We start from the raw sequence: 13,394 nt of genomic DNA on the forward strand, positions 1-13,394 counted from the left end.
AGATGCGGGCAGATTAACGGATGGGCAGGGGAATGTGGTTGACGGTCATCACGCCACCTTCCCAACTGACATCCCACGACGTGCCACCGGCTGCCGCCTTGTGACCGAACAGCTTGGCCAGGATCAGCGCAGCACTTGCCCGCGTCTGCCCCGCGTTGCGCAGGGTCTCGATCACGGCGTCAAGATTTTGCACCTGTATGTGGCCGGTGGCGGATGACGCATCGGTATTGCCGGTCAGGTTGGCGTCGCCATTACCCGTGATCTGCATGGTCCCGCGCTGTGCGTTCAGCGACGAGACATGCAGGGGCACGCGTACGTTTTCTGGCGGATGACCGGCAATGGCGGCAGCCAGCGGCACCAGCGAATCACTGGGGACCGACGCATCGGCCGTGGCCTGCTGCGGCAATGCACTGGCCAGCAGCGTATTGTGCGTGCCGGTTATGCCAATACCCTGTGTTTCCAGTGTCAGCGTGGCCGGGGCGCTATCACTTCTGGCACCGGCCAGATGCAGGTGCGCACGGCGGAAGGACAGTTTTGTCGGCCCGTTGGTCAGCAGACCACCCTGCCATGTCAGGTCATAGCTACGTCCCGCGCGCAGCCCATCCATGATGGGGGTGGCAGCAGAGACGAAATAATCCTGCGCGCACCCCTGCGAATGGTGACCGGTCAGCGTCGCCAGCATGACGAGGGAGGCCACGTCTTCCATATCCCGCAGCGCCTGCGGGCCAAGCCCGGTGCCGCTGGCCGAAATGTCAGTGGCATGGAATGTCTGGTCCGCGCCCCCCGCCAGCACCAGGTCATAGCCATGCCCGGCAAGGGCGCTGTCGCCACGGGGCTGGCTGCTGGCTACCTGCACATGACCGCATGTGCCGGGCAGGGCCGAAGCCCGGGCCGACCCGATGCAGGACAGGGCCGCCAGGGCGGTGGTAATGAGTAATTTCTTCATTTGCGGCACAAGTTGGCGTGATTACGCGCCTGATGCAATCGGGTATGATATCCCACCGCCATGATGAAACATTTGTACTCATTCGCCCATGCTGCGCCGGATTGATTCCTTCCTTGCCTGCCTGCTGGTCACCGTGGCGCTGGCAAGCGTGCTGCCCTGTCACGGGGTGGGGGTCAAGGTCTTCAATATCCTTGCCATAATCATGATCGCGAACATGTTCTTCCTGCAGGGCGCGCGCCTGTCGCGCCGCGCGGTGATGGAGGGGATGCTGGGGTGGCGAATCCATCTTGCCATCCTGTCATGCACATTCGTCATGTTTCCCCTGCTGGGCATGGCGCTGCATGCGGCCCTGCCGGGCATGCTGGATGCGTCCATGTGGACGGGCGTGCTGTTCCTGTGCTGCCTGCCGTCAACGGTGCAGTCGTCCATCGCGTTCACCTCCATCGCGCGTGGGAACGTGGCCGCCGCCATCTGTTCGGCCACGCTGTCCAACATACTGGGCATTTTCCTGACCCCGCTTCTGGTTGGCATCGTATTCGGGCGGCATGCCGGCAGCGGTGGCGGGGGGATCATGCCCATCGTGCTGCAGTTGCTGGTGCCCTTCATCGCGGGGCAGGTGGCCCAGCCATGGATCGGGGAATGGGCGCACCGGCACAGGAAACTGCTGTCCTTTTCCGACCGGGGATCGATCCTCGTCGTGGTTTATACCGCCTTCAGCGAAGCCGTGACACAGGGGCTGTGGCATCGCCTGCCACCATTGCAACTGGGGCGCGTGGGGGTGGTGGATGCAGGACTGCTGGCGATCGTGCTGGCGCTGACCCTGCTGGTGGGACAACTGGGCCGCTTTCCCCGTGGGGACCGGATCGCCATCGTGTTCTGCGGGTCCAAGAAATCACTGGCGTCGGGAGTGCCGATTGCCAGCGTGCTGTTTTCACCTGATGATGTCGGGCTGATTGTCCTGCCGCTGATGATCTACCATCAGGTCCAGCTTTTCGTATGCGCAACACTGGCCCGGCGCATGGGCGCGCGCGGGGATGGGGACTGATCGGGTCATTCCCCCCTCGCGCATGGCCGCACGGCCCGGTATGTAGGGCACGCCAGACGGGCCAGACGGGCCTGCAACCGCATGACATGGTGGAGAGAGATGACAGGACTGGATCCGGACAACTGGGATGGGCTGCGTGCCCTTGGCCACCAGATGGTGGATGACATGATCGACCGCCTGTCCACCCTGCGCGACCGCCCGGTCTGGCAGCCCATGCCCGACGCATTGCGCGCGCGGCTGCGGACCGGCCTGCCGCATGGTCCCACCCCGCCAGAGGAACTGTACGCCCGCTTCCGCGAACTGGTCGAACCCTATTCCACCGGCAATGTGCATCCTGGCTTCATGGGCTGGGTGCATGGTGGCGGCACGGCAGTCGGCATGCTGTCGGAACTGCTGGTGGGTGGGCTGAACGCGAATTGCGGCGGCAGGGACCATGCCCCGATCGAGGTCGAACGCGAAATCATCCGCTGGGCCGCCGAGATGTGCGGTTTTCCTGATACCACCACCGGGCTGCTGGTCACCGGGTCATCCATGGCGAACATGATCGCCGTCATTACCGCCAGTCGCGCAGTGCCCGACGGGCTGGACATGCGCGCAAAGGGCGTGGGCACGCGCAGGCTGGTGGGCTATGCCGCCGCTACCGCCCATGGCTGCATTTCACGGGCGTTCGACCTGACGGGACTGGGCACCGACGCCCTGCGCGTGATTCCGGTGGAGGCGGACAACCGCATGATCCTGCCTGAACTGGAACGCGCCATTGCCCAGGACCGCGCGGCGGGGCTGGAACCGTTCATGGTGATCGGCACGGCGGGCACGGTGGATACCGGGGCGATTGACGACCTGAACACGCTGGCCGATATCGCAGCGCGGGAAAACATCTGGTTCCACGTTGATGGCGCATTTGGCGCGCTGGCCATGCTGTCGGACGTGCTACGGCCCGGCCTGCGGGGGCTGGAACGCGCCGATAGCGTGGCCTTCGACTTCCACAAATGGGCACAGGTGCAGTACGACGCGGGCTGCATCCTGGTCCGTCGTCCCGGCGCACAGGCCGCGGCCTTCGCCCAGTCACGCGCCTACCTTGCGCGTGAGGACCGTGGCCTTGCCACCAACGCGCCATGGTACTGCGACCTTGGCCCCGACCTGTCGCGTGGTTTCCGCGCGCTGAAGGTGTGGATGACACTGGGCACCTATGGCGCGGATGGCATGGGCGACATGGTTGCCAACTGCTGCGCCATTGCCCGGCATCTTGCAGACCGGGTCGAGGCCAATCCACGCCTGGAACTGCTGGCCCCGGTTACACTGAACATCGTGTGTTTCCGCATCATCGCCCCGGTGGCCGATCTTGATCATTTCAACGGGGAAGTGGTGAAGGACCTGCATGAAAGCGGGATCGCAGCGCCCTCGACCACCGTCATCAACGGGCACAAGGCCATACGCGCGGCCATCGTCAACCACCGCACCACCAATGCGGATGTGGACCGCATGCTGGATGCGCTGCTGGAACTGGCGGACCGCAGGCTGACGGCGGGCTAAGACGCCGTTGATAAAAAATCAAGCGTTTTGTGGCGCCGCCTTTTTTAAAAAAGGCGGCATTCCCTGAAGCTTTCTGAACAAAGCCGCACCAAGAACGCCCTTAACAGAAAAGCCCCGTCCCACAACCGGAACGGGGCAGGGGCCTAACCGCCACGCCTGCGACCGCGCGTGGCTTCTTCTTCAAACAGTTCGGACAGTTTCTTCATCATCGTGCCGCCCAGTTCCTCCGGGTCGGTAATGGTCACGGCACGGCGGTAATACCGTGTCACGTCATGGCCAATGCCGATGGCCAGCAGTTCGGTGCTGGTGCGCGTCTCGATATGGGCGATGACTTCGCGCAGGTGGTTTTCCAGATATGACCCCGGATTGGCGGACAGCGTGCTGTCATCCACCGGCGCGCCATCGGAAATCACCATCAGGATGCGCCTGCCTTCAGGCCGCGCGGCCAGACGCCGCTGCGCCCAGAGCAGGGCCTCCCCATCGATGTTTTCCTTCAGCAGCCCCTCACGCAGCATCAGGCCAAGGTTGCGCCGTGCGCGCCGCCACGGCATGTCCGCGGCCTTGTAGATGATATGGCGCAGGTCATTCAGCCGACCGGGGTTTTCGGGCTTGCCTTCCTGTATCCACAGTTCCCGGCTGCGACCACCTTTCCACGCACGGGTGGTGAAGCCCAGCACCTCCACCTTGACCGCGCAGCGTTCCAGCGTACGGGCCAGGATGTCACCACACATGGCCGCCACCGAAATCGGCCGCCCGCGCATGGATCCGGAATTGTCGATCAGCAGGGTGACGACCGTATCGCGGAAATCAGTATCGCGTTCGCGCTTGTACGACAGGGACAGCATGGGATTGACCACGATGCGTGACAGGCGGCCCGCATCGAGCATCCCTTCCTCAAGATCGAATTCCCATGCACGGGTCTGCTGCGCCATGAGCTTGCGCTGCAGGCGGTTGGCCAGCTTGGATACCACGCCCTGCATGCTGACAAGCTGCTGGTCCAGCGTCTGGCGCAGGCGGAACAGTTCCTCCGCGTCACACAGGTCCTCGGCGGCTATTTCCTCGTCATACACGGTGGTAAAGGGGTGATAGGTGGGGGTGGCTTCTTCTTCCTCCGCCTCGTTCTCACCGGGGCCACCGGCCTCTTCGGACCCGCTGGCCGATCCGCCCTGTTCGCCATCATCAGGGTCTTCATCACCCGCGCCTGTGCCCTGTGACATCTGCATGGGCAGGGAATTGTCATCTTCCTCCGGCCCTTCGTCCTGGGGCTCGGGCGTGGTATCGTCGGTCTGTTCCTCGTTTTCGCTGCTTGCCGCCTCCGCTTCGGATGTGCCGTCATCGGCCACTTCGTCCGGCGTGGTTTCCTGCTGCATCAGGTCACAGGCCATAAGCAGCCTGCGCGCGGCCTGCGCGAAATCACGCTGGCTGTCCTGACGCGTCACCATTTCATCCAGCGCGCGCAGGGCGGCGGGCGGCAGGCTGTCGGACCATGCCTTCATAAGGCCGCGCATGGACGCGGGCACGGGACGGCCCGACATGCGCGCGCGCGCCAGCAGCCCAAGGGCAATCGGGGTTGGCAGTTTCGTATGGCTGGGCAGGCGGTCCAGCCCCATATCGGCGCATTCCTGCGCCAGGCGGGCGTCAAGGTTGGCCGCAACCCCTTCCATATGCCGCGCGCCAAGGCTTTCGACACGTGCCTGTTCCAGCACGTCATAGACTTCGCGCGCTTCACCCGGCGGTGGGCTGGCGCTGTCATGCAGCGCCACGTCATGATGGCGCAGGCGCAGGGCGGCGGCATCGGCCGCCCCACGCATGCGGGTCACGTCCGCATCCGTCATCCGCCGTGACGGGTGGGGCAGGCGGACATGGGTGCCGGTAACCGAAACCCCCGACGGCACCGGGCCATTGAGGAACGAGACCTCGGCCTGTGCCTGACCGCCCAGCGCACGCACGGCGCCAACCGTCGCGCGCTTGAATCCCTCGGCCTGACGGGCTTCCTGTTCGGCCTGTGGGGAAGCGGGTTTTTTCCGGTTTTCACGCATGCCTTGCCTGCCCTGTCATCAGCCCCTGGGCGCCAGCGGACTGGCGTTGAAGCAGCGCTGGTAATATTCCGCCACCGTCGGGCGTTCCGCCTCGTCACACTTGTTGAGGAAGGTAACGCGGAACGCAAAGGCAAGATCGTTGAAGATACGGAAGTTCTCGGCCCAGCTTATGACCGTGCGCGGTGACATGACGGTGGAAATATCCCCCGCAATGAAGCCCGAACGTGTCAGGTCCGCCAGTGCGACCATGCTTTCCACCCGCTTGCGCCCGGCTTCGTCCTTTTTGGGGTCAATGCCCATCTTGGCCAGAACGATCGCCGTTTCCTGCGCATGGGGCAGGTAGTTCAGCGTGGTCACGATGTTCCAGCGGTCCATCTGACCCTGGTTGATCTGCTGCGTGCCGTGGTACAGGCCCGTCGTATCGCCCAGGCCGACCGTGTTCGCGGTGGCGAACAGGCGGAAGAAGGGATGCGGGCGGATCACCCGGTTCTGGTCCAGCAGCGTCAGGTGTCCCTCGATTTCCAGTACGCGCTGGATCACGAACATCACGTCGGGGCGGCCCGCGTCGTATTCGTCAAACACCAGCGCGCACGGATGCTGCAGGCCCCACGGCAGCAGGCCCTCGCGGAATTCGGTGATCTGCTGGCCGTCCTTCAGTACGATCGCGTCCTTGCCGATCAGGTCGATGCGCGAGATGTGGCTGTCGAGGTTGATGCGCACGCTGGGCCAGTTCAGCCGCGCCGCCACCTGTTCGATATGTGAGGACTTACCAGTGCCATGATAGCCCTGGACCATGACACGGCGGTTGAACGCAAACCCCGCCAGGATGGCCAGCGTGGTGTCGTGGTCGAATTTGTAGGACGGGTCGATGTCGGGCACATGGTCGGTGCGGACCGAGAAGGCGGGAACCTTCATGTCGCTGTCGATACCGAACACGTCGCGCGCCGAAACCTGCAGGTCGGGAGCGGACACGGCCGAGATGTCGGGAAGCGGCGTACCGTTGGCGTCCGCTGCGGCGGTTATCAGGTCTGCGGGTTCGTTCATCTGTTTTTTCTCGTCCGTCGCTTCATGTGTTTTGGCCCGCCATGACAGCACAGGGCGGCATATCAGGCCGTCAGTATAGGTCTACCTGTAACGATCGACCAGTGCCGGGTTTCAGTCCGCATATGGCGCTACGCCCGGAAGCATGTGGCACGGCGCCATCATGCGCTGCGGGCCATGCCGTCGCGCCCGGCGGTGGTGACCAGGTGGGCGCGCACGGTGGCATAGGCGATGTTGATGCCCTTGAACCGTTCCTCGGCCTTGCGGTCGCCGCCATTGGCGTCGGGATGATGCTGGCGGGCGAGGTCCTTGTACCGGGCCTTGAGTTCCTCCATTGACACCGGCCAGCCAAGATCGAGCACACCCAGTGGGTATTTCAGCGCCTGTGGCGCCTCCGCCCGGCGGTCTTCCGCCTGCCGCTGTCGCGCACGGTTGCGCGCGCGGGCCTTTGCCGCCCCCTTCAGCAGGTCCAGCGGGTCAAGCACCTCTTCCTCGCTGAAGGCATGGGCGGCATTGCCCTGTCCCAGCTTCCATGACGGCCGGTTCCATGACGTGTCGGCGCGGATATGCGCCTCGATCTGGCCGGGGGACATGCCACGATAGAAATCCCAGTTCGCATTGTACTCGCGCACGTGCTGGAGGCAGAACCAGAAATAGCTGTTCAGCGCATCGCGCGAACGCGGGGCGCGGTAACCCGCGGGCTGGTCGCAGCCATGCATGTCACAGCAGCGGTCCGGCGCATCGGGTTCGGGGTCAAAGGCGCGGTGCCGGGTGTTCCTTCTCTTCATCATTGTCGTTATGTGCGCCTGTTCATGCTTCGTGCAAGAGCGAAGCTGTGCAATGAATGATCCCGCTATCATGGAGCCGCCAATGGAACAGCAAGCAACCGGCCGGGCCGGACGGATCGAACGCATCATACGCGAACATCTCGCCCCCGTGGAACTGCGCATACACGATGACAGCGCCCGCCACGCCCACCATGTCCATGTACGGGACAACGGCGTACAGGCCGGCGAAAGCCATTATAACGTGCTGATTGTCAGCCCCGCGTTCGAGGGAGTGGGCCGCGTGCAGCGTTCGCGCATGGTGCACGACCTGCTGGCGGGGGAATTCGCGGGGGGCATGCATGCCCTGTCGCTCGTGCTGCGCACGCCTGATGAGCAGGCGCGGATGGACGCGGCATGAAGCCCGCCTTTCCCTTCGCCACGCGGCGGCTGATGATGGGCGGCCTGCTGACACTGCTGGCCGCCTGCGCCGGTACTCCCGTGCAGCAGCAGCCCGACCAGCAGGCGGACATCGCCCGTGTCGAGGCCTATCTCAATACCTCGGACGGGTTGCAGGCCAATTTCGTGCAGACATGGCCCGATGGCGGGAAGGGCCAGGGCGTGATGCATTATGATCCGGGTCGCCTGCGGCTGGATTACGAAACACCGGGGTCGATGAAGCTGGTCGCGGAAAACGGGCACCTGCTGTTTGTGGACCACCGCCGCGAATCGGTCACCCGCATGTCACTGGGCCACCAGCCGCTTGGCCTGCTGCTGGACCAGCCCGTGCACCTGTCGGGACTGATTTCGGTCACGGCGGTGCAGCACGGCCAGAACAGCCTGCAGGTTTCGCTGGCGCGGCGGGACAGCGAATCACAGGGAATCCTGACCCTGGGCTTTTCCGATATCGCGGGAAAGCTGTCGCTGCTGGTGATCGAGATGACGGACGTGGAACGCCAGCATATCCGCCTTGATCTGACGGGCACCACCGTCAGTGGCCAGAAATGGCCTGACGCAATGTTTACCCTGTCGGCCGACAACTAGGCGTGTACCCGGCGCGTGGGCCTACCCCCGCGCACCGGGAATCGGGCCGAAGCATTCCGGCCATGTGGCCGCGAGGGCTGCGTCAATTTCATCCATGCTGACATCCTTGCCCAGCTTCTTCAGGCTGGTGACGCCGTATTCACTGATTCCACACGGCACGATCCCGCCAAAATCACTGAGATCCGGGGCAACGTTGATCGCGATCCCGTGCCAGCTGACCCAGCGTGAGACGCGCACGCCAATGGCCGCGACCTTTTCCTCGCGTCCCGTGGCGGGATCGACCACCCATACGCCAATGCGGTCCGCGCGGCGTTCCCCCTCGACACCAAAATGCCGCAGCGTGCGAATGATCCATTCTTCCAGCGTGTGAACATAGGCGCGCAGGTCGCGCGCGGGCGCCATGCCGTGGGGCCGGGCCAGGTCCAGCATGGCATAGGCAACCCGCTGCCCCGGCCCATGATAGGTCCACTGCCCGCCACGCCCGGCGGGGTAGGTGGGATAGCCACGCGGGTTGAACAGGTCCGAATCCCGTGCCGACGTCCCGGCGGTATAGGTGGGCGGATGTTCCAGCAGCCACACCCGTTCGGGCAGCGTGCCTGCGCGGATTCCACGTGCCTGGGCCTCCATTTCCGCCAGCGCGGCAGGGTAGGGGACCAGATTTGGCGCCCTGTGCCATAAAAACTCGTTTTCAGTCATTGCCCGCGCGCCTTCCATCGGTTATACGCCCCTTCATCGTCATGACGGTATCGCCCAGTCGATCATCGTTGTCACGTTGCGGCCATGGCGGAATGGTAGACGCGCAAGCTTGAGGTGCTTGTGGGGGCAACCCCGTGGAAGTTCGAGTCTTCTTGGCCGCACCAGTTTTCCTGAAAATTGATGAAAAAACGAATCCTGCCCCGCCAGGGCAGAATGGCACTCGCCATGTCCATGCAGTTTCGACATGGGCGAGCAATGCGATCCGATGCACGGATGTTCCATATGCATGCATGCCATGCATGGATGGCACGGAACAATGCGGGTCATGTCATAAAAAAGTCATAATATTTCCGCACAAAAAGCCGCTATCAGCCTCAGGAGATATGGACAGCGTTGTAACCGGATACCCCCCAACGGGTGGTTACAAAACGTGTCGTATCAGTGGCGTGTACTGCCGTGAGGACAGAATCGTGATTTAAGTCATGTTTGGTCCTGATAAAGCACGCTACATCATTGCCATCTGGCAACGCCCGCTTGCCTGTTTCCGTCATGTAAACAGTGGGCCGGTCGGTTTTGCCTGTTCCTGTCATGCATCTTGAGGTAAATATTAGTGATTAAGCCCCTTAAAAAAGCCGTATTGCCGGTTGCCGGCCTTGGAACACGCTTTCTGCCCGCCACCAAGTGCGTGCCCAAGGAAATGCTGACCGTCGTTGACCGTCCGCTGATCCAGTATGCGATTGACGAGGCACGCGAAGCCGGGATCGAGGAATTCTGCCTCGTTTCCAGCCGGGGCAAGGATTCCCTGATCGATTATTTCGACATTTCCTACGAACTCGAAGACACGCTGAAGGCCCGCAAGAAGACATCGGCACTGAAGGCCCTGGAAGCAACCCGCGTCATCCCGGGCACCATGCTGTCCGTCCGCCAGCAGGAACCGCTGGGCCTTGGCCACGCCATCTGGTGCGCGCGTGAGTTCATTGGCAACGACCCGTTCGCCATCCTGCTGCCCGATGACGTGGTGCAGAGCAAGAAGTCATGCATCGGCCAGCTGGTTGAAGTCTACAACAAGACCGGCGGCAACGTACTGGCCGTGACCGAAGTTCCGCGTGAGCAGACCGGCAGCTATGGCATCCTCGATGTTGGCAAGGACGACGGCAAGACCGTCGAGGTCAAGGGCCTGGTTGAAAAGCCCGACCCGAAGGACGCACCGTCCACCCTGTCCGTGATCGGTCGCTACGTGCTGACCGCCGACGTGCTGAAGCACCTGGCCAAGCTGGAAAAGGGCGCAGGCGGCGAAGTGCAGCTGACCGACGCCATGGCCAAGACCATTGGCCACGTGCCGTTCCACGGCTATCGCTACGAAGGCAAGCGCTTCGACTGCGGCAGCAAGATCGGCTTCCTGGAAGCCCAGATCGCCTTTGCGCTGGAGCGTGAGGAACTGGCTCCCGGCGTGCGTGAATTCCTGACGAAGTACAAGTGATCTTCCGGCACCGTTTTGATCCGACCAGCCTGCGGGAATATGATATCCGCGGGACGGTCGGCAAGACACTGGGGCCTGAAGACGCCTATGCCATCGGCCGCACGTTCGCAAGCGTCGTGGCCGGTGACGGCGGCAGGACTGTCGTCGTCGGATATGACGGACGCCTTTCGTCTCCCGCCCTCGAGCGTGCGCTGGTGGAGGGGGCCATGGCGTCCGGCATGGACGTGGTGCGCATCGGCTGCGGACCGACGCCCATGCTGTATTTCGCCTCCGCCGATCTGAATGCGGACGGGGCGGTCATGGTCACGGGCAGCCATAACCCGCCGGACCAGAACGGATTCAAGATCGTGCTGGCCAACAGGCCTTTCTTTGGCGCGCAGATCGCGATGCTGGGGCAGATGGCCGCCACGGGCAATGTCGTGTCGCAGGCATCCGGCACCACGCGGACGGTGGATGTCAGGGCCGCCTATATCGACCGGCTGCTCCGGGACCACGATCATGATGTCCGCGCGCTGAATGTCGTGTGGGATTGCGGCAACGGGGCCGCGGGTGATGTCCTGTCGCTTCTGGTCAAACGCCTGCCGGGACGCCACCGCGTGCTGAATGCCGCGATTGACGGCCGGTTTCCCGCCCATCATCCCGATCCCACCATACCTGCGAACCTGCAACAGCTGATAACGGCCGTCCGCCAGGACGGGGCCGACCTGGGCATTGCCTTTGATGGCGATGCGGACCGCCTTGGCGTGGTGGATGACACGGGCGCGATCGTGTGGGCGGACCAGCTTCTGCTCATCCTTGCCCGTGATATGCTGCGCGCCCGGCCGGGGGCAACCATCATTGCCGACATCAAGACCAGCCAGGTGGTGTTTGATGAAATCGACCGCGCGGGTGGGCGGGCGCTCATGTGGAAATCCGGCCATTCGCAGATGAAGGAGCGCATGGCCGAAACCGGCGCGGTGCTGGCGGGCGAGATGTCGGGGCACCTGTTCTTTGCCGACAGGTGGTATGGTTTTGACGACGCGCTTTATGCAGCACTCCGCCTGCTGGATGTGATCTCCCGCCTCGACGGTTCCCTGTCGGATGCGCGGCGCGCGCTGCCTGCTACCGTTTCCACCCCGGAACTGCGCTTCGCCTGTCCCGATACGCGCAAATTTGACGTGATTACGGAAGTCGCCACCCGGCTGGCGCAGGCGGGGGCGGATGTCTGTGATATCGATGGCGTGCGTGTCAGCACACCGGATGGCTGGTGGCTGCTGCGGGCTTCCAATACGCAGGCGGTCCTTGTCGCCCGGGCAGAGGGCGCGACACAGGCGGCGCTGGACCGGCTGAAGGCGGCCCTGTCTGCGCAACTGGCACAATCTGGCGTGACGCTGCCCGACCATGCGGATCCCGCCACGCCCCATTGATAAAAAAGCTTCACCAGAAACGTTCTCATGTTGCCCGAAACGGTGCATGGACAGGATAGATCTACGCGGGCGCAGGCGGTTTTTTTGTTGAATGCCGGGCCATGGGGTTTAATAAGACCCGTACCGGTCCGATATGCCGGTCATGATCCCCATGCAGGAACCGCGCGATATAATGGCCACTCCTCCCTTCCGTTCATTTCTTGTGCCGGGGCAACTCGTAAGCCACCCCGATCACCCGGAATGGGGCGAAGGGCAGGTACAGTCCGCCATCGGGCACCGGGTTACGGTCATGTTCCCCCATGCGGGCAAGGTGCTGGTCGATGCCACGGTCGTGCAGCTGACCGTGCTGTCGTAAGGGATCGCCCGCATGAACATCGCCCCGATGACTGCCCCATTGCCGGACTCCTATGGCCGCCTGCTGACCTACCTGCGCGTATCGGTGACGGACCGGTGCGACATGCGCTGCATCTACTGCATGTCCGAAGACATGACTTTCCTGCCCAAGGCGGAAATCCTGTCGCTGGATGAACTGGGCCGGCTGTGCGCCTCCTTCATCCGCCACGGCGTGCGCAGGCTACGCGTGACGGGGGGGGAGCCGCTGGTGCGGCGCGATGTCATGGATTTCTTCCGGGAAATGGGCGGGTGGCTGAACCGCCCGGACCAGCAGGCCGGACTGGATGAACTGACCCTGACCACCAATGCCAGCCGACTTGCGGAATTTGCCGATGGCCTGCGCGCCTGTGGCGTGCGGCGGGTCAATGTCAGCCTTGATTCACTCGATCCTGGCCGCTTCAGGCGCATTACCCGGCGTGGCAACCTTGCCCGCACGCTGGACGGCATCCGTGCCGCGCGGGAGGCGGGACTGGACATACGCATCAACACCGTGGCCATGGCGGGCGTGAACGCGGATGAATTCGATACCCTGATCGCATGGTGCGGCGAAATCGGCGCGGATCTGTGCCTGATCGAGACCATGCCCATGGGGGAAACCGGCGAGGACCGGACCGACCATTACCTGCCCCTGTCGGATGTACGCCGCGACCTGCAGCAGCGCTGGACGCTGGAACCGCTGACCTATCGCACTGGCGGTCCCGCGCGTTATGCCCGCATTGCCGAAACCGGGCGCAGGATCGGTTTCATAACCCCCATGACCCATAATTTCTGCGAAAGCTGCAACCGGGTCCGGCTGTCGTGTACCGGGCGGCTTTATACCTGCCTCGGGCATGAAGGCTCGACCGACCTGCGCGCGCCATTGCGTGCCGGGGCGGATGATGTGCAGATGATGGACCATGTCCGCGCCGCCATCCTGCGCAAGCCACGCGGGCATGACTTCCTGATCGGCCGCAATGCCGATGACCCCGCCCGGGTCACCCGCCACATGAGCGTTACCGGCGGCTGAA

13 protein-coding genes and 1 tRNA gene are annotated in these 13,394 nt (G+C 63.5%); 9 read left to right on the forward strand and 5 right to left on the reverse strand.

Translation table 11 applies throughout. The features are described from left to right. Positions 1-13: 13 nt before the first annotated feature. Positions 14-946, reverse strand: coding sequence for a hypothetical protein (locus S101446_RS04695; RefSeq protein ID WP_010507898.1), 933 nt, complete (start codon positions 944-946; stop codon positions 14-16). 88 nt (positions 947-1,034) lie between these two features. Between S101446_RS04695 and S101446_RS04700 the strand changes: the two genes are divergently transcribed. Both S101446_RS04700 and S101446_RS04705 read left to right on the forward strand, forming a co-directional pair. Continuing rightward, on the forward strand, positions 1,035-1,991 hold the full coding sequence (locus S101446_RS04700) for a bile acid:sodium symporter family protein (RefSeq protein WP_048850759.1): 957 nt from the start codon (positions 1,035-1,037) through the stop codon (positions 1,989-1,991). 99 nt (positions 1,992-2,090) lie between these two features. Beyond that, on the forward strand, positions 2,091-3,524 hold the full coding sequence (locus S101446_RS04705) for a pyridoxal phosphate-dependent decarboxylase family protein (protein ID WP_087607779.1): 1,434 nt from the start codon (positions 2,091-2,093) through the stop codon (positions 3,522-3,524). 143 nt (positions 3,525-3,667) lie between these two features. On the opposite strand, the gene S101446_RS04710 is transcribed toward S101446_RS04705, so the two are convergent. The 3 genes from S101446_RS04710 to S101446_RS04720 all read right to left on the reverse strand — a co-directional run bounded on the left by S101446_RS04710 (position 3,668) and on the right by S101446_RS04720 (position 7,395). Next, entirely contained in the window at positions 3,668-5,563 is a 1,896-nt protein-coding gene (locus S101446_RS04710) for a cobaltochelatase CobT-related protein (RefSeq protein WP_087607780.1), read from the reverse strand. Between the two features lie 18 nt (positions 5,564-5,581). Beyond that, a complete protein-coding gene (gene cobS / locus S101446_RS04715; protein WP_026018458.1) occupies positions 5,582-6,607 on the reverse strand; it encodes a cobaltochelatase subunit CobS in 1,026 nt (341 codons plus the stop codon). Positions 6,608-6,765: 158 nt separating this feature from the next. Beyond that, on the reverse strand, positions 6,766-7,395 hold the full coding sequence (locus tag S101446_RS04720) for a J domain-containing protein (protein ID WP_019084884.1): 630 nt from the start codon (positions 7,393-7,395) through the stop codon (positions 6,766-6,768). 79 nt (positions 7,396-7,474) lie between these two features. On the opposite strand from S101446_RS04720, the gene S101446_RS04725 reads away from it, so the two are divergent. Together S101446_RS04725 and S101446_RS04730 are read left to right on the forward strand one after the other, a co-directional pair. Then, the gene (locus S101446_RS04725; RefSeq protein ID WP_010507889.1) at positions 7,475-7,789 is read left to right on the forward strand and encodes a BolA family protein; all 315 of its coding nucleotides are present in this window, start codon (positions 7,475-7,477) and stop codon (positions 7,787-7,789) included. Next, entirely contained in the window at positions 7,786-8,412 is a 627-nt protein-coding gene (locus S101446_RS04730) for a LolA family protein (RefSeq protein WP_019084883.1), read from the forward strand. Before S101446_RS04725 ends, S101446_RS04730 begins: the two co-directional genes overlap by 4 nt. A 21-nt stretch (positions 8,413-8,433) precedes the next feature. Here the strand turns inward: S101446_RS04730 and lipB are convergent, their stop codons facing one another. Beyond that, positions 8,434-9,126, reverse strand: a complete 693-nt coding sequence (gene lipB, locus S101446_RS04735; RefSeq protein WP_010507887.1) for a lipoyl(octanoyl) transferase LipB — start codon at positions 9,124-9,126, stop codon at positions 8,434-8,436. A 60-nt stretch (positions 9,127-9,186) separates the two neighbouring features. Between lipB and S101446_RS04740 the strand changes: the two genes are divergently transcribed. The 5 genes from S101446_RS04740 (at position 9,187) to moaA (ending at position 13,393) form a co-directional block, all read left to right on the forward strand. Further along, a tRNA-Leu gene (locus S101446_RS04740) sits at positions 9,187-9,272 on the forward strand. A 446-nt stretch (positions 9,273-9,718) separates the two neighbouring features. Further along, complete coding sequence (gene galU, locus S101446_RS04745) at positions 9,719-10,588, forward strand: UTP--glucose-1-phosphate uridylyltransferase GalU (protein WP_019084882.1); 870 nt, start codon at positions 9,719-9,721, stop codon at positions 10,586-10,588. Next, positions 10,585-11,994, forward strand: coding sequence for a phosphoglucomutase/phosphomannomutase PgmG (gene pgmG, locus S101446_RS04750; RefSeq protein WP_087607781.1), 1,410 nt, complete (start codon positions 10,585-10,587; stop codon positions 11,992-11,994). The genes galU and pgmG overlap by 4 nt, the downstream gene beginning before the upstream one ends. Before the next feature lie 133 nt (positions 11,995-12,127). Beyond that, positions 12,128-12,349, forward strand: coding sequence for a DUF3553 domain-containing protein (locus S101446_RS04755; protein ID WP_010507884.1), 222 nt, complete (start codon positions 12,128-12,130; stop codon positions 12,347-12,349). Positions 12,350-12,361: 12 nt separating this feature from the next. Continuing rightward, positions 12,362-13,393, forward strand: coding sequence for a GTP 3',8-cyclase MoaA (moaA, locus tag S101446_RS04760; protein ID WP_087607782.1), 1,032 nt, complete (start codon positions 12,362-12,364; stop codon positions 13,391-13,393). Position 13,394 lies beyond the last annotated feature (1 nt).

The organism is Komagataeibacter europaeus, assembly GCF_002173515.1.
Lineage (GTDB): Bacteria > Pseudomonadota > Alphaproteobacteria > Acetobacterales > Acetobacteraceae > Komagataeibacter > Komagataeibacter europaeus.